This window comes from Streptomyces sp. NPDC060031 (genome assembly GCF_042736805.1).
GTDB lineage: Bacteria > Actinomycetota > Actinomycetes > Streptomycetales > Streptomycetaceae > Streptomyces.
In genome coordinates this window covers 1-20,483 of sequence record NZ_JBHWVM010000119.1, presented here as the reverse complement: position 1 = coordinate 20,483, position 20,483 = coordinate 1, and the positions used below count along the sequence as shown (strand labels likewise).

General features: G+C 73.9%; 16 protein-coding genes. 4 read left to right on the top strand and 12 right to left on the bottom strand.

Translation table 11 applies throughout. The features are described from left to right. The 11 genes from ACFWB8_RS33355 to ACFWB8_RS33305 all read right to left on the bottom strand — a co-directional run. A partial coding sequence (locus ACFWB8_RS33355) for a serine/threonine protein kinase (RefSeq protein WP_385235792.1) occupies nucleotides 1-1,649 on the bottom strand: 1,649 nt, incomplete at its 3' end. Further along, nucleotides 1,646-2,932 carry a hypothetical protein gene (locus ACFWB8_RS33350; RefSeq protein ID WP_385235789.1) on the bottom strand — a complete coding sequence of 429 codons (1,287 nt, stop codon included), beginning with the start codon at nucleotides 2,930-2,932 and terminating at the stop codon, nucleotides 1,646-1,648. The genes ACFWB8_RS33355 and ACFWB8_RS33350, both read right to left, overlap by 4 nt. Before the next feature lie 56 nt (nucleotides 2,933-2,988). Further along, on the bottom strand, nucleotides 2,989-3,936 hold the full coding sequence (locus ACFWB8_RS33345; protein WP_385235798.1) for a glutamate ABC transporter substrate-binding protein: 948 nt from the start codon (nucleotides 3,934-3,936) through the stop codon (nucleotides 2,989-2,991). A 116-nt stretch (nucleotides 3,937-4,052) separates the two neighbouring features. After that, nucleotides 4,053-5,462, bottom strand: coding sequence for a hypothetical protein (locus ACFWB8_RS33340; protein ID WP_385235786.1), 1,410 nt, complete (start codon nucleotides 5,460-5,462; stop codon nucleotides 4,053-4,055). A 143-nt stretch (nucleotides 5,463-5,605) separates the two neighbouring features. Then, nucleotides 5,606-6,667 carry an N-acetylglucosamine kinase gene (locus ACFWB8_RS33335; RefSeq protein WP_385235783.1) on the bottom strand — a complete coding sequence of 354 codons (1,062 nt, stop codon included), beginning with the start codon at nucleotides 6,665-6,667 and terminating at the stop codon, nucleotides 5,606-5,608. Then, nucleotides 6,658-7,923 (bottom strand): 6-phospho-beta-glucosidase, encoded by a 1,266-nt coding sequence (locus ACFWB8_RS33330; protein ID WP_385235780.1) that lies wholly within the window; start codon nucleotides 7,921-7,923, stop codon nucleotides 6,658-6,660. The genes ACFWB8_RS33335 and ACFWB8_RS33330 overlap by 10 nt, the downstream gene beginning before the upstream one ends. Nucleotides 7,924-7,931: 8 nt before the next feature. Then, nucleotides 7,932-8,858, bottom strand: a complete 927-nt coding sequence (locus ACFWB8_RS33325; RefSeq protein ID WP_385235777.1) for a carbohydrate ABC transporter permease — start codon at nucleotides 8,856-8,858, stop codon at nucleotides 7,932-7,934. Nucleotides 8,859-8,863: 5 nt separating this feature from the next. Next, complete coding sequence (locus ACFWB8_RS33320; RefSeq protein WP_385235775.1) at nucleotides 8,864-9,847, bottom strand: carbohydrate ABC transporter permease; 984 nt, start codon at nucleotides 9,845-9,847, stop codon at nucleotides 8,864-8,866. A gap of 4 nt (nucleotides 9,848-9,851) precedes the next feature. Then, entirely contained in the window at nucleotides 9,852-11,186 is a 1,335-nt protein-coding gene (locus ACFWB8_RS33315) for an ABC transporter substrate-binding protein (protein WP_385235772.1), read from the bottom strand. 85 nt (nucleotides 11,187-11,271) lie between these two features. Then, complete coding sequence (locus tag ACFWB8_RS33310) at nucleotides 11,272-12,540, bottom strand: ROK family transcriptional regulator (protein WP_385235769.1); 1,269 nt, start codon at nucleotides 12,538-12,540, stop codon at nucleotides 11,272-11,274. Between the two features lie 173 nt (nucleotides 12,541-12,713). Next, a complete protein-coding gene (locus ACFWB8_RS33305) occupies nucleotides 12,714-13,823 on the bottom strand; it encodes a mechanosensitive ion channel family protein (protein ID WP_385235766.1) in 1,110 nt (369 codons plus the stop codon). Nucleotides 13,824-14,094: 271 nt separating this feature from the next. On the opposite strand from ACFWB8_RS33305, the gene ACFWB8_RS33300 reads away from it, so the two are divergent. Next, a complete protein-coding gene (locus tag ACFWB8_RS33300) occupies nucleotides 14,095-14,631 on the top strand; it encodes an HNH endonuclease (protein ID WP_385235763.1) in 537 nt (178 codons plus the stop codon). 38 nt (nucleotides 14,632-14,669) lie between these two features. Here ACFWB8_RS33300 and ACFWB8_RS33295 read toward each other — a convergent pair whose 3' ends face one another. Further along, nucleotides 14,670-17,600 (bottom strand): beta-N-acetylglucosaminidase domain-containing protein, encoded by a 2,931-nt coding sequence (locus tag ACFWB8_RS33295; protein ID WP_385235795.1) that lies wholly within the window; start codon nucleotides 17,598-17,600, stop codon nucleotides 14,670-14,672. Between the two features lie 241 nt (nucleotides 17,601-17,841). Between ACFWB8_RS33295 and ACFWB8_RS33290 the strand changes: the two genes are divergently transcribed. The 3 genes from ACFWB8_RS33290 to ACFWB8_RS33280 are packed head-to-tail and all read left to right on the top strand — an operon-like array spanning nucleotide 17,842 to nucleotide 20,420. Continuing rightward, the gene (locus tag ACFWB8_RS33290; protein WP_385235760.1) at nucleotides 17,842-18,132 is read left to right on the top strand and encodes a hypothetical protein; all 291 of its coding nucleotides are present in this window, start codon (nucleotides 17,842-17,844) and stop codon (nucleotides 18,130-18,132) included. 15 nt (nucleotides 18,133-18,147) lie between these two features. After that, nucleotides 18,148-20,124, top strand: a complete 1,977-nt coding sequence (gene malQ / locus ACFWB8_RS33285; RefSeq protein WP_385235757.1) for a 4-alpha-glucanotransferase — start codon at nucleotides 18,148-18,150, stop codon at nucleotides 20,122-20,124. A gap of 56 nt (nucleotides 20,125-20,180) precedes the next feature. After that, entirely contained in the window at nucleotides 20,181-20,420 is a 240-nt protein-coding gene (locus ACFWB8_RS33280) for a hypothetical protein (protein WP_385235754.1), read from the top strand. Nucleotides 20,421-20,483 lie beyond the last annotated feature (63 nt).

Here is a 20,483-nt window from a genome sequence, read left to right as displayed (position 1 = left end):
GCCGCGGCCGCCGCTGTGGCCGCCGGGCTCCCGACGGGCGCCGCCACGGCCGCAGCCGGGGCAAGGGCCGCCGCGGGAGCGGCCGCGGGCCGGCGCCGACCGGACAGCGCCCTGAGCCCGGAGCCCGAAGGGGCACCCGGCCTGGCCCCCAGCCGGGACACCTCGGCGCCGGCGGTGTCGGCGAACAGCCTGTCGTCCGGCACCCGAAGTTCGGGCCCGAACAGCGTGGAGACCTGCGGCCGGGGCCGGCCCGTCTGGAGCGCGACGACCTCCCGCAGCACACCGGTCAGCTGGTCCGCCATCTCCTGCGCGGACGCGAACCGCCGTCCCGGATCCGGGTCGGTCGCCCGCACCAGCAGCCGGTAGAACGACTCGTACCGCCCGAACACCTCGATGTGCTCGGGATCCGGCAGCGAGTCCGCGAAGACGTTGGTGTACCCCTGGAAGTCGAAGGTCAGCACGGCCAGCGTCCGCGCCACCGTGTACAGGTCCGAGGCGACCGAGGGGCCCACCTCCGCGACCTCCGGCGCCTGGTAGCCCACGGTGCCGTAGATGGCCGACTCCTCGTCGTCCATCCGGCGCACCGCGCCCATGTCGATCAGCTTCAGCTGGTCCTGCTGCTGGATCGCGTTGTCCACCTTGAAATCGCAGTACAGGAGGTTCCTGCTGTGCAGGTGGCCCAGCGCCTCCAGCGCCTCGATGCCGTACGCGCAGGCCTGCTCCACCGGCAGCGGATCGCGCCGCCCGTCCGGCCGGCGCCGGTCGTTGGCGATCTCCTTCAGGGACTTGCCGCCGACGTACTCCATGACGATGTACCCGTCCAGCGAGCCGGTCCGCTGGTCCAGGTGCTCCACGAAGTTGTAGATCCGCACGATGTTCGAATGCTCGATCTCCGCGAGGAAGCGCCGCTCCGATATCGCCGCCGCCATCGCGTCCTGGTCGCCGGTGTCCAGCAGGCCCTTGAGCACCACCCACCGGTCCGACACCGCCCGGTCCACCGCCAGGTAGACCCAGCCGAGACCGCCGTGCGCGAGGCAGCCCGCGACCTCGTACTGGCCGTGGACGACGTCACCCGCGCGCAGCTTGGGCACGAAGGAGTACGGGTGCCCGCACTTGGTGCAGAACCCTTCCGTCCGGCCGGGCCGTTCACCACGCGAGCGGCCCACCGGGGCCCCGCAGTCCGAGCGCGAGCAGAACCGCTTGCGCTCCGGGACCTCCGGGTTCTCCAGCACGGCCGCCGAAGGGTCCGGACGGGGGACTTCCGGCACGCTGACCAGCCCGGCCCCGAGCCGGCTGCGCCCCGAGGACGCGGCTGCCGAGCCCGAACTGCGCACCGACACCGACCGGGTGGACGCGGCGCCGGACAGCGCGCGCGACAGCCGCCCCGACACCGACCGGCGCGAGGACGAGGACCGGGAGGAGCGGGCGGAGCGCGAGGAGGACGCGGAGGAGCGCCCGGAGCGCTGCGAATCGCCGGGGCGCGCCGCGCTGGTCATCGCGGTCGGTACGGACACCAGCTCCTCGGCGCCCGCGGAGACGGCGCCGACCGGCGCCAGCCCGCAGGTGTCGCAATACACCTCGCCGCCGCCCATGTCCTCGTACGCCCCCGGGCAGCCGGGGCGAACGCACGCGGTTCCGGTCAGGCTCATGCGTCCTCCTTCCCCGGCCCGCCGGGCCGGTGGTGATCCGGCAGGGGCTGGTGCTGCGGCTGCGGCGGAGCCAGCGACTCGGCGACCGCCCACTGGTAGCGCAGGACGGCCTGCTCGGCGGCACGCAGGTCGCAGGGCGCGCTCCACAGCATCCGCCGGGCCGTGTCGTACCGCTCGACCAGCAGCGGGTCCTCCGCCATGCCGTGCCGCGCCACCTTCGCCTTGTACGCGTCGAGCCGGCCGCGCAGCTCGGCCCGTACGGCCAGCGGCGCCGTCACCGCCGTCAACGATTCGCGGGCCCTGAGCAATTCCTCCTCGGCGCGCTCCTCCAAGGACTCCAGCAGCGGCGAGAGCCGGTGCCACCGGGACTGCCGCCGGTGCTCGGCCGCCGCGGACAGCTCCTCCTGCAGCGCCGTCGGCGGGCCGCTCACCGCGGGCACCTCGGACGCCGCGATCTTCGCGAGCACCTCGCCGCGCGCGGTCCGCGCCTCGGCCAGGGTCCGGTCGGCCCGCGAGAGCACGTCCCGCAGGCTGATCAGCCGCTGCTCGGCGTCCTGCCGTACGTCCAGCACGGCCTCGACCTCCCGGCGTACGTCCTCCAGCGCGAGCGCGGCCCGGTCGTACCGCACCGTGTCGGGACGGCCGCCCCCGGGAGCCGAACTCCCCGCGAGCGGCACCCAGAACGCCAGCGGGTCCGCGATCACCTGCGCCCGCAGCTGCGCCAGCTCGGCGGTGATGGCCTCCAGGTCGTCACCCGAGGGGTGCTCGCCCGGGCGCACTCCCACCGAGTGGGCCAGCGAGCGGGTGCGGTGCAGCTCGGCGGCGAGCAGGTCGATCCGGGCGGGCAGCGCCGACCACACCGAGTCGGCGGCCACCACCACGTCCAGCGAACCCGCGTACAGCTCGTTCATCCTGGCCACCAGCTCGGCCAGGGAGAACCGTTCGGCCAGCAGGGCGCCCTCCACCCCGGCCCCGGCGATCGTCACGCCGGGCCCGCGCAGCCGGTCGGTCAGCTCGACCAGGTCCTCCCGCGTGGGCCAGCGGCGCCGCTCGCGGATCGCCCGGGCGGCGGCCAGCGCCCCGCTGTAGGCGTCGAAGTACGTCCACAGCCGGGTGATGGCCGCGTCGGTGGCCGCCCACCGCTCCTTGGTGACCCCGGTGAGCCCGGCGCCCTCCAGCAGCCGGCGGCCGGCGTGGTCCTGCAGCGCGAGCAGCGAGGTCTCGACGGCCTCGTGCTCCGCGCCCAGCCGGGCCAGCGCACGGTCGACATCGTCCCGGTCCATCACCGCAGCGTTCCCGGGCAGGGGTCTGACATGGGGCTCCGAATCCGCCACCGGCCTCAGCCGTCCCGGTACTTGGGCTCGGGCGGTCCGCTCACGCCGGGCAGCACGGGCTTGAGGTGGGTTTCGTAGGCCTGCATCCACGGGCTCTGCGGGCCGCCCGCACGGTAGTTCTCCAAGACCTTGTTGACCCGGCGCACCAGATCGTCGGCGTCCTTCTTCATGGCCACCCCGTAGAACTCCTTGGTGAACGGGGAGCCGACCAGCCGGATCGACGGGTCCTGCGCGGCCTGGCCGGCCGCGAGCGCGTTGTCCGTGATGATGCCGTCGACCTCGCCGAGCTGCAGCCGGACCAGGCAGTCCAGCTGGTTGGGCACGCTGACCGACACCGAGCCGTACGACTCGGACCTGAGGGACGCCTCCGCCGTCGAACCGGCCGCGGTACAGATCCTGCGGCCCTTCAGGGAGGTGTCGTAGCCGGTGATCGTCGAGTCCTTGGGAACGAGCACCTGCTGCCCGGCCTCGAAGTACGCCGTCGAGAAGGCGACGTCCTCCAGCCGCTTGCAGTTGATCGTCATGGTCCGCACGACCACGTCGACGCGGCCGTCCTGGAGCGCGGGGATGCGCTGGCTGGTGGGGATGGCCCGGTAGATGACCGCGTTCTCGTCGCCCAGGATGTCCTTGGCTATGGCCTTGACCAGGGCGATGTCGAAACCGTCGAGGTGGCCGTCGACCGGGTTGCGGTAGCCCCACTTGAAGCTGTTCTGGTCCACGCCCGCGACGAGCTTGCCCGCGCTGCGGATCCGCTCGATGGTGGGGCCGTCCACCCCGGACGGGCGCAGGCTCGCCGCCGGGTCCTGGCAGGTGTCGCCAGGCACCCAGGGGGTGGCCGGGGCCGCCGCCGTCACGGCCGGCCTGTGGATCGCCGACGGGCGGCCGGCCTCGGGCGCCGCCTGGGCCAGCGGCAGCAGGACGGCCGCGGCCGTCACCGCGCAGGCGGCGGCCATCGCGCTCACCCCGCCCCAGCCGCGCAGCCGGCCCGCGAGCCGCCGCGCGCCGGGCACCGCGGACCGCGGTCCGGCCTGGCTCTCGTCTTCGCGCCTCACGCGTGCGTGCATCGCTCTCACCTGTACTCCGAAAGCCTGCGCCCGATGCCGAGCAGAGCCGCCCCCGCGGCGATGACCGCCAGGGCCGCGGCGCCCGTCACCAGACCGCCCAGCGCGCCGAGCCCGCCGCGGGCCGCCCGGGTGAACTCCGCCTGTTCGTGGGCCACGGCCTGCTCCAGGGAGGCGTCCACCGTGTCGAAGGCGGCCCCGCTGCTGTCCTTGTGGTCCTTGTCCCCGATGACCTGGGGGAGCGCCGCCTGGTAGTCGCCCTTCAGGTCCGTCTCCCGGGCCACCGCGTGCCGCTGCTTCCACTGCTTCACGCCGTCCATGGCGCCCGCGACGGGTTCGCGGCCCTCGGCGTCCTCGGCCAGCGCCAGCGCCGTCGCGAGCCCGGCGTCCAGGTCCTTCATGTTGTTCGTGAAGTCCACGTCGTACTTGTCGGACTTGTTGTCCGCGGCCAGCACGGCGCCCCGGGCGATCAGCGTCAGATTCTCGTTGGCCCGCGCCTGGAGCGAGGCGATGCGCGCGTCGTTGAGGACCTGCAGCGACTCCTGCCCGTCCGTGCGGGCCTGGTTCAGCTCCGCCCGGGCGACGGTGTGCCCCACGGCCAGCCACAGCAGCACCACCACCGACGCGGCCGACGCGGCGACCAGCCCGTGGTTGAAGACCCGGTTGGTGCGACGGTAGTTGCGCCGCTGCGCCCACCCCAGGAGGGCGAGCGCGAGCAGTCCCGCACCGATCGAGGCCAGCGGCAGGGAGCGGGCGTCGTCGTAGTCGGTGTAGAGGCGGCCGGTCTCCGCCTCGTAGAGCCGCTGCGCGGCGGGCAGCAGCTGGGTGCTCATCTGCTCGTTCGCGTACCGGAGGTAGGCGCCGCCCAGCGGCAGGCCCTGCTTGTTGGTGGCCCGCGCCTGCTCGATCAGGCCGGTGTACCGGGGCAACTGCTCGCTCAGCAGGGTGATCTGCTTGCGGGAGTCCTCGTCGGCCCTGGTGTTGGCGGCCGCGCTCACCAGCAGCCGCGAGACGTTCGCCACGTCCTTCTCGTACCGGGCGCGGACGTCCCGGGGCTCGTCGGACCCCGCGAGGAAACCGCTGGAGGAGGCCGTGTCGGCGTCCGCGAGGGAACGGTAGATGCTCGCCGCGTCCGCGCTCAGCGGCTGGCTGCGGCCCACCACGTCCTCGGCCGCGAGGACCCGGCCGGAGATCTCCCAGACGGCGACCGACCCGAACAGCAGGAGCAGGGCGGCCAGGGCCGCGCCGATGATCCGCAGCCGGCCGGGCTCGGTCGTCGCGGCCTCGCGCAGCCGCTCCACGCCCTCCGCCCAGGCGGTACCCCGCCCCGGCGGCCCGTCGGGCGGCACGGCGACGGCGCCCCCCGACGCGGGCGCGCGTGTTGTGACAGCCACCGTGACCTCCCCCTCGGTCCTCATTGCACCGCAGCAGTATGGCCGTACGGACGGGTCGGCCACACCACCAGGTGCGGATCTCCTGAGGGCGGCCCCCCGCCACCCTTCACCGTCAATACGTCCTTACGGCCGCCACGGTTCCAGACCTGAGCCACTCCGGGGCGGGTTCACCCGAAATGGGCACGGAGTTTTCCGTAGGCCTCGGGTGCGGCCCCGGCCGCGTCCAGCCCCAGCAGCCCGGCGCCCAGCACCGGCGGGGCCGTCACCACCGACACCCGGGCGTTCGGCGCCCGTTCGGCCAGCAGCTCCCCGATCCGCCCGTTCAGCTGCGGATGCCGGGCCGCGAGCACCCCGCCGCCCAGCAGGACGGGCGCCTCCTCGCCCAGCAGGCCGAGCCGGTCCAGCGCCACCACCGCCAGCGCGACCACCTCCTCGGCCTGCCGCTCCACGATCGCCGCGGCCACCGGATCGCCCGCCGCGGCCACCGCGAACAGCACCGGCACCAGCTCGTGCAGGCGCCGCTGCGCGAGCGTGCCCAGGTGCAGCGCCGCGATCAGCTCGTACATGGAGCCCAGCCCGAAGTGCCCCGGCAGCGCCGCCGCCAGCACCGTCGGGCCGCCGCGGCCGTCCTCGGCCCGCGCCGCCCACCACAGGGCCTCCCCGGCCAGTCCGCCCCCGCCGCCCCAGTCGCCGGAGATCTGCCCGAGCGCCGGGAAGCGGGCCGTGCGCCCGTCGGGGAGCATGCCCACGCAGTTGATGCCGGCCCCGCACACCACGGCCACCCCGCGCGGGCCCCGGGCCCCCGACAAGGCTCCCGTTCCCGTTCCGGTTCCGGTTCCCGTTCCCGGGCCGGGGCCCGTCTCGGTCAGCCCGGCCCGCAGGATCGCGAAGGTGTCGTTGCGCACCTCGGTGGCCGGGGCCCAGCCGCGCGCCCCGATGGCCTCCGCGAGCTGTCGCTCCTCCACCGGCAGGTCGGCGTTGGCCAGGCAGGCCGCGACCCGGTCGGCGTACGGTGCCCCGGGCGCGAGCGGCGCCAGGCCGGCGGCCGCGGCCGCCTCCGCGACGGCCCGACCGAGCCCGTCCACCGCCGCCTCGATGCCGACCCGGGGCGGCTGGAAGCCCCCGGAGCGGCCGGTGCCGAGCACCGTGCCGTCCGCCGCGATCAGCGCCACGTCCGTCTTGCTGTTGCCCGCGTCCACGGCGAGGACGGCGGGCCGGCTCATGCCCATGGCAGGTGCTCCTTGTTGTGCGCCAAGAGCCGGTCCGTCAGTCCCTCGGCGAGGTCGAACTGCCCCACCAGCGGGTGCGCCAGCAGCGCCTTGAAGACCCGCTCGCGCCCGCCGCGCACGGCGGCGTCCAGCGCGAGGTCCTCGTACGCGCTCACGTGCGCGATCAGGCCTGAGTACAGCGGGTCCAGCCGGGGCGCCGTCATCGGCACGGGCCCGGACCGGTCCACCCGGGCCTGCACCTCCACGACCGCGTCGTCCGGCAGGAAGGGCAGGGTGCCGTTGTTGAGCGTGTTGACCACCTGCACCGAAGACCCCCCGTCGCCCAGCAGGGCCGCCGCGAGGTCCACGGCCGCCTCCGAGTAGAAGGCGCCGCCCCGTTTGGCGAGGAGTTCCGGCTTCTCGTCGAGCGCGGGATCCCCGTACAGGCCGAGGAGTTCGCGCTCCATCGCCGCGACCTCGGCGGCCCGCGAGGGCTTCTTGCCGAGTTCCCGGACGACCTCGTCGTGCGCGTAGAAGTACCGCAGGTAGTACGAGGGCACCACGCCGAGCCGGTCCAGCACGGCGCGCGGCAGGCGCAGGTCCCCGGCGATCGAGTCGCCGTGGGCGGCGAGCAGGCCCGGCAGCAGGTCGTCGCCGTCGGGGCCGCCCTTGCGGACGCCGAGCTCCCAGGTGAGGTGGTTGAGTCCCACGTGGTCGAGGTGGATGTCGGCCGGCGTCAGGTCCAGCAGCTTGGCGAACCTGCGCTGGAAGCCGATGGCCACGTTGCAGAGCCCGACGGCCTTGTGCCCGGCGCGGAGCAGGGCGCGGGTGACGATGCCGACCGGGTTGGTGAAGTCGATGATCCAGGCGTCCGGGTTGGCGCGCCGGATCCGCTCGGCGATGTCGAGGACGACCGGGACGGTGCGCAGCGCCTTGGCGAGCCCGCCGGCGCCGGTGGTCTCCTGGCCGACGCAGCCGCACTCCAGCGGCCAGGTCTCGTCCTGCAGCCGGGCGGCCTGCCCGCCGATGCGCAACTGGATCAGCACCGCGTCGGCGTCCGCCACACCCGCGTCGAGGTCGGAGGTGGTGGTGATGCGGCCCGGGTGGTCCTGCTTGGCGAAGATCCGCCGGGCGAGGCCGCCGATGAGCTCCAGCCGCTCGGCGGCCGGGTCGATCAGGACCAGCTCGCTGATCGGCAGGGTGTCGCGCAGTCGCGCGAAGCCGTCGATCAGCTCGGGGGTGTAGGTGGAACCGCCGCCCACCACTGCGAGTTTCATCGTCACTACTAGCCTTTCACTCCGGTCAGGGTGACTCCCTCGACGAACGCCTTCTGGGCGAAGAAGAAGAGGACGATCACGGGTGCCATGACCAGCACGGTCGCCGCCATGGTGAGGTTCCAGTTGGTGTGGTGGGCTCCCTTGAAGGATTCGAGCCCGTAGCTGAGGGTCCAGGCCGCCGGGTTGTCGGAGGCGTAGATCTGCGGGCCGAAGTAGTCGTTCCAGGCGCAGAAGAACTGGAACAGCGCGATGGCGGCGATCCCCGGCCTGGCCATCGGCAGGACGACGCGCAGCAGGGTGCGCACCTCGCCGCAGCCGTCGACCTTGGCGGCGTCCAGGTACTCGTCGGGGATGGTCAGCAGGAACTGGCGGAGCAGGAAGATGGAGAACGCGTCGCCGAAGGCCATCGGGATGATCAGCGGCCAGAGGGTGCCGGACAGGTCCAGTTGCTTGGCCCAGAACAGGTACATGGGGATGACGACCACCTGGGGCGGCAGCATCATCATGGCGATCACGAGCAGCAGCGAGAGCCGCCGCCCGCGGAAGCGGAACTTGGCGAGCGCGTACGCGACGGGCACGGAGGACACCACGGTCAGCAGCGTGCCGAGCCCGGCGTACAGCAGTGTGTTGCGCCACCAGGTCAGGAAGCCGGGGGTGTTCCACACCTTCGCGTAGTTGCCCCATTGCCAGGTGTGCGGCCACAGGTCGCGGGTGAGGGCCTGCTGGTCGCTCATCACGGAGGTAAGGAAGAGGAAGAGGAACGGCAGGACGAAGAAGAGGGCCGCCGCGATCCCGAGGGAGTGCACGGCGATCCAGTGCAGCGCGTCCTTGCGGCGCGCGGTGCGGGCGGCGCGCGTGGAGCCGGAGGTGCCGCAGGATCCCGGGCCCCGTCGGCCGCGTGCCGTGCGGTCCGTACGTTCGGTCAGCTGGGTCATGACGTTCAGTCACCTGCCTCGATCAGCCCACCGCGGCGGCGCATGAGCAGCGCGGTGAAGGCCATGGAGAGGGCGAACAGCACGAGGGCGACGACACACGCGGTGCCGTAGTCGAAGCGCTGGAAGCCGAGGTTGTAGATGATCTGGGGCAGGGTCAGCGTGGACTTGTCCGGGTAGCCGGGCTCCAACTGCTGGCCCGAGCCGCCGATCACGCCCGCGGCCACCTTTCCCGCCACCAGGGGCTGGGTGTAGTACTGCATGGCCTGGATGACCCCGGTGACCACCGCGAACAGGATGATCGGGGAGATGTTCGGCAGGGTGATGTGGCGGAAGCGCTGGAGCGGTCCGGCCCCGTCCAGCTCGGCGGCCTCGTACTGCTCCTTGGGTACGTCGAGCAGCGCGGCCATGAAGATGACCATCAGGTCGCCCACTCCCCACACCGCGAGCGCGGTGAGCGCGGGCTTGGACCAGTCGGCGTCCGTGAACCAGCCGGGCGCGGGCAGGCCGACCGCCTCCAGCAGGGTGTTGACCGGGCCGGTGCCGGGGTTGAGCAGGAAGACGAACGCCAGGGTCGCGGCCACCGGAGGGGCGAGGTAGGGCAGGTAGAACAGGGTCCGGAAGAGTCCCGCCCCCGTCTTGATCCTGGTGATCAGCAGGCCGATGCCGAGGCCGAAGACGACTCGGCAGGCGACCATCACCACGACCAGCCACAGGGTGTTGCGCATGGCCGGCCAGAACAGCGGATAGTCGCCGAAGACGTACGACCAGTTGTCCAGGCCGTTGAATTCGGGCGTGCGGAAACCGTCGTACTTGGTGAAGGAGAAGTACACGGTGGAGACGAGCGGGTAGGCGAAGAAGACGCCGAACCCGATCAGCCAGGGCGACATGAAGGCCGCCGTGCGCAGCGCGGACCTGCGGCGCTTGGAGCGCAGCGGATCCGCGCCGGGGGACGCGCCGCTGGTGCGGGGAGGGGTGAGGGCGTCGGTCATCGGGCTACTTCGCCTTCGCGATGTCCGTGTCGATCTGCTGGTCGGTCTTGGCGAGACCGGCCGTGATGTCGGGGACGTCGCCCTTCTCGACGGCGTACGCGAAGTCCTGGAAGGTCAGCTGGTAGGTGCCGCCGTCGGCCTGGGCCGGGGTGGTGTTGGACTTCGCGTGCTTGGCGATGTCGATGAAGGTCTTGAACTCCGGGGTGACCTGGAGCCTGGGGGAGTCCAGCGCGGCCAGCGTCGAGGGCACGTTGTGGATGGCGTTGGCGAAGTCCACGACCGCGTCGGTGTCGGTCGTCATGTACTTCACGAGCTCCCAGGCGGCGTTCTGCTTCTTGCTGCCGGCGGCGATCCCCATGATGGTGCCGGCGAGGTAGCCCTTGCCGTAGTCGGCCACCTGGTCGTCGGGCACGGGCATCGGCGCCGTGCCGATCTCGAACTTGGCCCCCGCCGCCTTCGCCATGGCCGCCCGCCACTCGCCGTCGATCTGCATCGCGACCAGGCCCGTGTGGAAGGGGTGTTCGGTGCTCCACTCGTCGCCGAAGGTGTTGCGGAACTTCTCCAGCTTCTCGTAGCCGCCGAGCTTGGCCACCAGGTCCTTCTGCGCCGTCAGCATCTTCGCGAAGGAGGGGTCCTTGGCCAGGTTCGACTTGCCGTCGGCGGTGAAGTACGTCGGGCTCCACTGGGCGGCCAGCCGTATGGGGGTGGTCTCGTAGCCGTGGTAGGTCGGCATCACGCCGAGCTGCTCGTAGGTGTCCCCGCGGGCCACGGTCAGCTTCTGCGCGTCCTCGGCGAACTGGCTCCAGGTCACGGGCGGCTCGGTGATGCCGGCGGCGGCGAAGGCGGTCTTGTTGTAGACGAGGCCGTACGCGTCGTTGAGCAGCGGCAGCGCGCACTGGTTGCCGTTGAACTGCGTGTACTGGAGCAGGGTCGGGGGGAAGACCTTCGCCTTGTCGACGCCGGACTTCTCGAGGAAGGGGTTCAGGTCGGCGAAGGCGCCGGTGTTGCAGAACTTGCCGACGTTGTCGGTGGTGAAGGAGGCCACCACGTCGGGGGCCTTGCCCCCGCCCGCGCGCAGGGACTGGTTGGTCTTGTCGTCCGTCATGTTGCCGGTGACGTTGACCTTGATGTTCGGGTGCACCTTCTCGAAGCGCGCGATGTTGTCCTCGATGGCCTTGACCTCGCTGGGGGCGGACCAGCCGTGCCAGAAGTTGAGGGTGACGTCCTTGTCCGGGTCGTCGGCGGCCTCGCTGCCGCTCTGGCCCGTACACGCGGTGGCGAGTACGGACATCGCGGCGAGTGCGGTGGCTGCGGCGGTCAGGCGGCGCGTTCTGGGCATGGCGGAGTCACTCTCTGCGGGGGGGACTTTCCGGAAGGAGCGTTGCAGAAGAAACGGAACGGGCGGGTGGCGGCGGGCGGCGCGGTCAGCGCCGCGAGGTGTCGAAGACCTCTTCGCGGGTGGCGGCGAGGGCGCTCTCCAGCGCCCCGCGCAGCACGGGGCGTTCCCGTACCTCGCCGGTCACCAGGCGGGGTCGGGACGGGGCGAGGTCGGCGAGCTCGGTCTCGATCAGTTCGCGCAGCGGCTCCCCGCCGGCGGTGGTCACCGCGCCGGAGAGGACCACGATCTCCGGGTCCAGTACGGCCACCACCGCGGCGAGACCCGTGGCGAGCGCGGTGGCGTACGCCTGGAGCAGGCGCAGGTTGGCCCCTTCGGGTTCGGCGGCGGCCCGGGAGAGGAGCGCGACGGCCTGCGCGACCTCCGCCCCGGACACCGGCCCGTGCACGGCCCCGTGTTCGGCGCCGGACCCGGCCCCGGAGGCGGGCACCGGCGGCACGGGGACGCCGAACCCGGCGGCGAGCGCGGGCAGCACCTCCATGCCGGCCAGGTCCTGGTAGCCGCCGCCGTTCTCCCGGACCACCTGCCTGGCCAGCGGACGGCCCGGAACCGGCAGGAAGCCGACCTCGCCCGCGCCTCCGGTCCAGCCGCGGTGCAGCCGGCCGCCGATCACCAGGGCGGCGCCGAGGCCCTCCTCGTTCCACAGCAGGACGAAGTCGTCGTGCCCGCGGGCCGCGCCGAGCCGCTGCTCGGCGATCGCGGCGAGGTTCACGTCGTTCTCGTACTCCACCGGCATCGGCAGGGCCGCCGCCAGCTCGTCGAGGAGGGTGGGGGACTGCCAGCCGAGGAGGTGGTCGGCGTAGCGCAGCACCCCGGAGCGGGGGTCGAAGGAGCCGGGGGTCGCGATGACCAGCCGGTGGATGTCGCTGAGGGGCATCCCGGCGTCCTTGGCGGCCTCGCCGAGGGCCCGGGTGACCTGTTCGACCGCGCCGGTGCCTTCGGCGTACGGGAGCTCGTGGCTGCCGACGACCTCGCCGGTGAGGTCGGCGACGGCGGCGAGGATCCGGCCCGGGGTGACGTCCAGTCCGGCGACGTGGGCGGCGCGCGGGTTGACCGAGTAGAGCTGGGCGTTGGGGCCGGGGCGGCCGGCGGCGGTGCCGGTGGCGACCACCAGTCCGGCGGCCTCCAGGCGGCTCAACAGCTGGGAGGCGGTGGGCTTGGAGAGGCCGGTGAGCCTGCCGATGCGGGTGCGGGACAGGGGGCCGTGCGCCAGCAGCAGGTCCAGTGCCGCGCGGTCGTTCATGACGCGCAGCAGACTGGGCGTTCCGGGGGTGGTTCCGGGTGTGGTGCCGGGCATAGGGGCGTCTCTCTCCCTCGTCGACATCGCGTCGCCGTCCGTCATGAACTGTTAGGTAAGTTTCCTATTGCTGTTTGAGCTATGTCAATGGAACGGCGCAAAGACTGCTGCCCCCGCAGGGAACCTGCGGGGGCAGCGGGCATGGGCGGTGCCCCGAAGCGGGGCGTACCGGGCTATTTGGATATGCGTGGCCCCATAGAGGCCGGCGGGATCTGCGCGGCCGGGATCGGGGTGGCGGCCAGGGACTGCGGAGAGGACGGGTTCGCCAGCGCCGACGGCGGGGCGACGGAGGCCGCGGGGTCGGCCGGCGCCGCGGCCGCGTCCTCGCAGTCATCGGCGGCCGGCGTACCCCCGATGATGCGGATGCCCGCGGAGTCGAAGGCCTCCTTGATGCGCCAGCGCAGCTCCCGCTCCACCGCGAACTGCTGGCCCGGCATCGTCTTCGCCGACACCTTCACCGTCATCGAGGCCAGCAGCACCTCGTCCAGGCCCAGCACCTCCACCGGGCCCCACAGCCGCTCGTCCCACGGGGACTCCTTGGCCAGGCCGTCGGCGACGGCCCGGACCACCTCGCGGATGTGGGTCAGGCTCTCGGTCGGCCTGACCTGTACCGCCACGCCCGCGGTGGCCCAGCCCTGGCTGAGGTTGCCGATCCGCTTGATCTCGCCGTTGCGGACGTACCAGATCTCGCCGTTGTCCCCGCGCAGCTTGGTGACGCGCAGGCCCACCTCCACGACCTCGCCGGAGGCCACCCCGGCATCGATCTTGTCGCCGACGCCGTACTGGTCCTCAAGGATCATGAACACGCCGGAGAGGAAGTCCGTGACCAGGTTCCGGGCGCCGAAACCGATCGCCACACCGGCCACACCGGCGCTCGCCAACAGCGGGCCGAGGTTGATGTCGAGCGCGCCGAGCACCATCAGGCCGGCCGTGCCGAGGATCAGGAACGAGGCCACCGAGCGCAGCACGGAACCGATCGCCTCGGAACGCTGGCGCCGCCGCTCGGCATTGACCAGCAGCCCGCCCAGCGCCGTGCCCTCGACGGCCTCCGCGCTGCGGTTCATCCGCGTGATCAGCTTGGTCAGCGACTTGCGCACCACCGACCGCAGGGCGGCCGCGATCACGACGATCAGCAGGATCCGCAGGCCGAGGTACAGCCATCCGGCCCAGTTCTCCTCGATGAAACTGGCGGCGTTGGTGACGTTCTGATGCGTTTCCCTCAGCGTCGTGGTCGCGTCCGGGGTGTCGGCTGCGAGAGGAAGCAGGGTGGCGTGCCAGGGCACGGAGGGACCTCCAGATGTAGCGATCTGCCCGCGCCAGGGGTGTACGGGCAGAGCATCCACACTAACGGGGCATCGCCTTGACTCTGTTGCCGTGCCCCGGGAGAGGCCGGACCCGCCCCGGGACGGCGCCGCCCCGCGATCCGGGTGTGGTTGAAAACACCTCGGACCCGTTACGGGCGCGTGGTGGCGCTTCGACCTGCCGTAAGGAGAGACTGGAGAGCAGATCGTCCCGGCGCGAGCCACGCGCCGCCGGCGTACAAGGAGGCAGTCCGTGCCGCACGTCCTGGTCCTCAACGCGTCGTACGAGCCCCTCGGTGTCGTACCGCTCCGCCGCGCGCTCGTCCTCGTCCTGGAGAACAAAGCGGTCTCCCTGGAGGAATCCGGCGCCTTTCTGCACAGTGCGACGAGAGCCGTCCCCGCGCCCAGCGTGGTCCGGCTCAAGCGCTTTGTGCGGGTCCCCTATCGGGGGCCCGTTCCGCTCACCCGGCGCGCCCTGTTCGCGCGCGACGGCGGCCGGTGCATGTACTGCGGCGCCGTCGCCACCAGCGTCGACCACGTGATCCCGCGCAGCCGGGGCGGGCAGCACGCGTGGGACAACGTCGTCGCCGCGTGCCGCCGCTGCAACCACGTCAAGGCCGACCGGCACCTGCTGGAGCTGGGCTGGCGGCTGCGCCACCAGCCGGCCCCGCCGTCCGGGCTGGCCTGGCGGATCATCGGCACGGGCCACCGGGACCCCCGTTGGATGCCCTACCTCCAGCCGTACGGCGCCGATGACGCCCTCGACCGCATCGGCGTCGCCGCGTCCTGACCGCGTGCCCGTGCGTGCCCGTGCGTGCCCGTGCCGTCCTACGGAGCGACCGCGCGGGCCTCGGCCGCGTAGAGGCTGCAGCCGAAGCGGGTCGCCCGTACGTCGCAGGTCACCCGGACGAAGCGGGTCCCCGGGGCGTCCATCCGTACGGAGTCCACACCGCCCCGGGAGGCCACCGTGGCCGCCGGGAGCCAGGTCACGCCGTCCGCGGAGGTCTCGACCCGGTAGGCCGACGGGTACGCCTCCTGCCAGTGCAGCGTCAGGAGCCCGACGCGGGCCGGGGCCGGGAGCTCGGCCCGCCACCACGCGCCGTCCACCGGCGGCGAGGACCAGCGGGTGGCGGGGGAGCCGTCCAGCGCCGCCGACGCCGGGAACTGCGCGGTCTCGTCCGCCGAGGAGGAGGCGCGGGCCGAGCGCAGCAGGTCCGGCCCGCCCGTACGGGGAACCGCCCGGACGGTCAGCGTGCGGGACTCCCCGGCGAAGGTCACCGGGACCCGGTAGGTGCCCGGCGGGGTCGAGGCCGGGACCGTGACCTCCACCGGGATGGAGACCTCGGTGCCGCGCGGCGCCTTCGCCTCGGCCGGGAGCCGCACCTCGATGCCCGGCGGCGGCGCCGCCGAGAGCGGGCCCCGGACCTCGCCGGGGCGCAGGGCCGCGAGCTGCGCCGACACCCGCTGCGGGGCCCCGCCGATCTCCGCGTCGGCGGCGTCCGCCAGTTCGAAGCGGGCCTGCGGCCCGTCCGCGAACCACGGCACCACCCGGTGCACGGCCGGGGCCGCTCCCGCCCAGGCCAGCCGTACCGCGTCGGCCCGCAGCCCGCCCGTGTCCGCCTGGGTCCACCCCGCGGCGGCCGCCTGCGCGACCTCGCGCCAGCCCTCGCCCGGCACGTGCGCCTCCACCGTGCCCCGGGTGCCCGGCGGGAGGGGGTCCGTCATCACCGTCACCGCCGACACCGGGCGCACCGCGTCCAGCCGGACCGTCCACGCGTCCGGCTCGTGGGACACCGTGCCGGTGGGGCGGGCCGCGCCGGTCCACGCGTCCGCCGCCTCCGTCGCCTTGGCGAGGAACGGCTCCAGGACCGCGCCGTCCACCCGTACGTCACCCGGCTCGGCCAGGGCCTTGCGGGCCGCGGCCAGGGCCTGGGCGGAGCGCCAGGCCGCCGCGCCGTCCCCGCGGGCCTGGGCCTGGAGGACGTCCAGGGCCAGTTCCCCCGCCGCTCCGTAGCGCGACAGCCGCGACAGCCACGGCCCGGCCTCCGAGGAGAGCCCGGGCAGCCGCTCCGGGGCCTCGCGCAGCACCCGCAGCGCGGCCCGCAGCCCCTCGCCCGCGGCCGGGTTCCCGGCGGAGCGGGCCTGCCAGAACTCCTCCACCAGCGGGCGCAGGTACGCCGACTCGGACAGGGCCAGACCCGAGGACACGGTGTTCCCGGCCAGCGCGGCCAGGGCCTGGCGGGCCCGGGGATCGGGCCCCGCGAGCTCGGCCACCGCCGCCGACCACGACTCGCCGGCCCGGTAACCCCGCGGGTTCCAGGCGAAGTCGGCCGCCGTGAACAGCGGGATGCGTGACAGCGTCCCCTGCGGCATCGCGTTGGCCAGCACCGCCGCCGATCCGCTCGCGACGGCCGGGTCCCGGCCGGCGTACGGGCCGAGGAAGATACGGCCCGGGTCCCAGTCGTTGACCGGGTAGTTGTCCATGGTGACCAGCGGATGCCCCAGCGCCGAGCGCGCCCCGGACAGTTCCTTCCCGGTGATCGTGCGCGGCACCACGCCGACCCCCGTCCAGGCCACCTCCACCCGGCCGGGCAGTGCGGCCGCGAGCGCCGTCCGGTAGGCGGTCGCACCCTCCTGGAAGTACTCCGTCGGCAGCAGCGACAGCGCCGGCGCCCCCGGATGGCGGTCCGCGAGGTGCGCCGCCAGCTCGGCCGCCACCTCCGCGTGGGCCTTCGCGGCGGCCGCCGGGCCCTTGCCGTACCGCTCCAGGTCGGCCCGGCAGCCCCACTCCGTGTAGCTGACGTCCTGGAACTGCACCTGGAACGCCCTGAATCCCAGCTCCCACATCGCGTCCAGCTTGCGGGCGAGCGCCGCCCGGTCGGCCGCCGAGGACAGGCACATCGACTGCCCGGGGGCCACCGCCCAGCCCAGTACCACCCGGTTGGCCCGGGCCCGCCCGGCCAGCTCCCGGAACTCCTGCCGCTGCTCCGGCGGATACTCCTGCCGCCAGTCCGCGCTGCGGTACGGGTCGTCGCCGGGCGCGAGCAGCAGCCGGTTCTGCTTGGTGCGGCCCATGAACTCCACCTGTGCGAGCCGCTGCTGCCGCGTCCACGGAGTGCCGTAGAACCCCTCGGTGATCCCGCGCACGGGCGCCGTCGGCCAGTCCCGCACCCGTACGCCCGGCACCTTGGCGGCGCCCGGCGCGAGCAGGGCGCGCAACGTCTGGGCCGCGTGGAAGAGGCCGTCCTCCCCGACGCCGGCCAGCGCGACCGTGTCCCGGCCTTCGGCCCGCCCCGCGGCGAGCCGGTAGCCCCCGTCCGGCAGGTCTCCCGCCTCGGCCGCGCCCAGGGCCCGCAGCGCCCGTTCCGCGTCCGGTCCCTGGAGCCGTACGACGGTGCCCCGTTCGGGCAGCGCCGCCCCGGGGGCCCGCTCGTGCAGGGTCCGTACGCCCGCCCCGCGCAGGGCTTCCCGTACCACCTGGGCGGCGTACGGGTCGGCGTCCGCGGGCAGCACCAGCACGGCCTCGGCGCCCAGCGCCACCGCGCGCGCCGGGTCGGCGGTCATCGACTGCGGCCGCGGCCACACCGCCGGCCCCTCGGAGGCGGCTCGCACCGGATCGGAGCCGGGGTCGAGCACGGGTCCGGGCGCGGCCCCGCCGGCGGGGCCCGAGGGAGGCGCGGCCGGGGCGGTGGGCACCGCGAAGGCCCCCGGCGGGGCCGCGGCCGTGGCGCCGCCCAGCAGGGTCCCGATGACGGCCATGGCCGCGGCCGCGGCCCGCTTCCTGCCCCTGGGCTGCACGGAGCCTCCTCGTCGCGAGTCGTCCCCCGCTCGTACCAATGAGCCCGAGCCCACCACCCGTGCGGGCAGGGTGTCAACGCGGGTGGGTGATCTGACCGGGATACGTCAGGAATGCGGTGCGGCCGACTGGGTATGGCTGCGGTGTTCTCCGGCGTTGTTCCATGGTTCTGACCGTTCCTCACGCACAAAGGAGTGCCCGACCGTGAACACCGCCGCCCGTGCCGAACTGTCCGCCGATCCGTCCGCCGATCCTTCTGTCGATCCTTCTGTCGAAAAGCCCGCCGCAGAGACCGCCGACCCGACCCGCCGCCCGCCGCTCGCCCATCTGCCCGCGCAGGCCGGGCCGGACGAAGGACCCCTCACCAGCGAGCCCCCGCTCGCGGGCTCCGCGCAGGCGCCGCTGACCAGCGAGCCCCCGCTCGCCGACGAGGCGCCGCTGACGAGCGAGCCGACCACCGCCGCCGCGGCCGCAGCCGCGGGGGACCAGACCTAGACAGGGATTCGACACATGGACGACCTCGACCGGCTCGCGGCCCTGTACGGCGTCGCCACCACCTACCAGCCCGCCGAGGACGTCACCGTCCGGGTCCCGCAGGCCACCGTCCGATCGGTACTGGGCATGCTCGGGGTACCCACCGCCACCGCCGAGGACATCCGGACGGCGGCGGACGCGGGCGAACGCGCGGCGGTGGCACGGCTGTTGCCGCCCGCGCTGGTGTGGTGGGCCGGGTCGGGGCCGCCCGTGGAGCTGGCCGGGCTGCCGCCCGGGACGCGGACCCGCCTGGAACTGGAGGGCGAGGAGCCGGGCGGCCGGCCGGCCGGCGGGGTGCCCCCGCTCGGCGTGCACCGGGTCCACGTCGAGGCCCCCGACGGGCGCACCGGGACGGCCGCCCTGATCGTGGCCCCGGACCGGGCGCCGGCCGCGCCGGAGCGGGCGCACGGACTGCTCGTCCAGCTGTACTCGCTGCTCTCCGAGCGCTCCTGGGGCATGGGCGACCTCGGAGACCTGGCGGAGCTCGCCCGCTGGGCCGGGCACACCCACGGAGCCGGCTTCGTCCAGGTCAACCCGCTGCACGCGGCCGTACCCGGAACCCCGACCGACCCGTCCCCCTACCGGCCCTCCTCGCGCCGCTTCCCCGACCCGGTGTACCTGCGCATCGAGGACGTCCCCGAACACGCGCGATGCTCCGACCGGCAGGCTCTCGCGGAACTTGCCTCCCGGGGCGCCGAGTTGCGCCGCGAGGTGCTGGAGAAGGGCGCCCTGATCGACCGGGACGCGGTGTGGGCCCTGAAGCGGGTCGCCCTGGAGCTGCTGTACGCCGTTGCCCGCACCGCCGAACGGGAGGCGGCCTACCGGGAGTTCCGCGCCGCGCAGGGTCCGGAGCTCGACGGGCACGCCGCCTGGTGCGCGGCCGCCGCGGGCGAGGACCCCCGGGAGCGGGCCGACTTCCACCGCTGGCTGGTCTGGCTCACCGACACCCAGCTCGCCGCCGCCCAACGGGCCGCCCGCGAGGCGGGCATGGCCGTCGGCATCGTGCACGACCTGGCCGTCGGAGTGCATCCGGAGGGCTCGGACGTCCGCACCGCACCCGAGGCCTACGCCGCGGGCGCCACCGTCGGCGCCCCGCCGGACGCCTTCAACGCGCGCGGCCAGGACTGGGGCCTGCCGCCGTGGCGGCCCGACGTGCTCGCCGCCACCGGGTACGCGCCCTTCCGGGAGCTGCTGCGCGGGGTGTTGCGGTACGCCGGCGCCGTGCGCATCGACCACGTCATGGGGCTGTTCCGGCTCTGGTGGATCCCGGAAGGGACCCCGCCCGCCGAAGGCGCGTACGTCTCGTACGACGGCGAGGCCATGCTGGCCGTCCTCGTCCTGGAGGCGCACAGGGCGGGCGCCCTGGTCATCGGCGAGGACCTCGGGACGGTGCAGCCGGGTGTCCGTCAGGCCCTGGCCCGGCGCGGGGTGCTCGGGACTTCCGTGCTGTGGTTCGAGCGGGACTGGACGGGTGGCGCGGACCCGCTGGAGCCGGCGGCCTGGCGGGCCGACTGCATGGCCACCGTCACCACGCACGACCTGCCGCCCACGGCCGCCAAGCTCGCCGGGGCGCACGTGGAACTGCGCGACCGGCTCGGGCTGCTGACCCGCCCCGTGGAGCGGGAGCGCGCCGAGGACGCCGCGGACACCGCCCGGTGGCTGGAGGTGCTGGAGGACCTCGGTCTGGACACCAAGGGCGAGGAGGCCGCCGTGCGGGCCCTGTACGGGTTCCTGCTGCGCACCCCGGCCCGGCTGGTCGGCGTGTGGCTCCCGGACGCGGTGGGCGACCGGCGGCCGCAGAACCTGCCGGGCACCTGGGACCAGTACCCCAATTGGCGGCTGCCGCTCGCCGACGGGGAGGGCCGGCCGCTGGCCCTGGAGGCGGTGGTCTCCTCGCCCCGGGCGAACGCCCTGCTGGGCGCGGTGCGCGAAGGGGCGGGGGAGCGCGGGTGACCCCGTACGGCACCCCCGGGCGCGCGGGTCGTTTAGGTGTTCGCTACGTTTGCACCGTGGACAAGAAGAACGCTCTGCGCGCCGGCGCCGTCACGGCCGGAACGACGCTGATGATGCTGCTGATGACGTCTCCCGCCCTGGCGCTGACCCGCGACGACGGCGACGACCCGGGCCCGGGCCTGAGCATTGGCGAGACGCTCGGCCTGTACGTGGCCCTGCCGATCGTGCTGTTCCTGGTCATCGCGGGTCTCGTGATCGTGGGCGACAAGTCGCGAAAGCAGCAGAAGGAAAGCTGACCCTGCGGGTCCGCTCCTGCTGAACCGCATGCTTCCGGGGCGCCGGGGGTCCGAACGGACCCC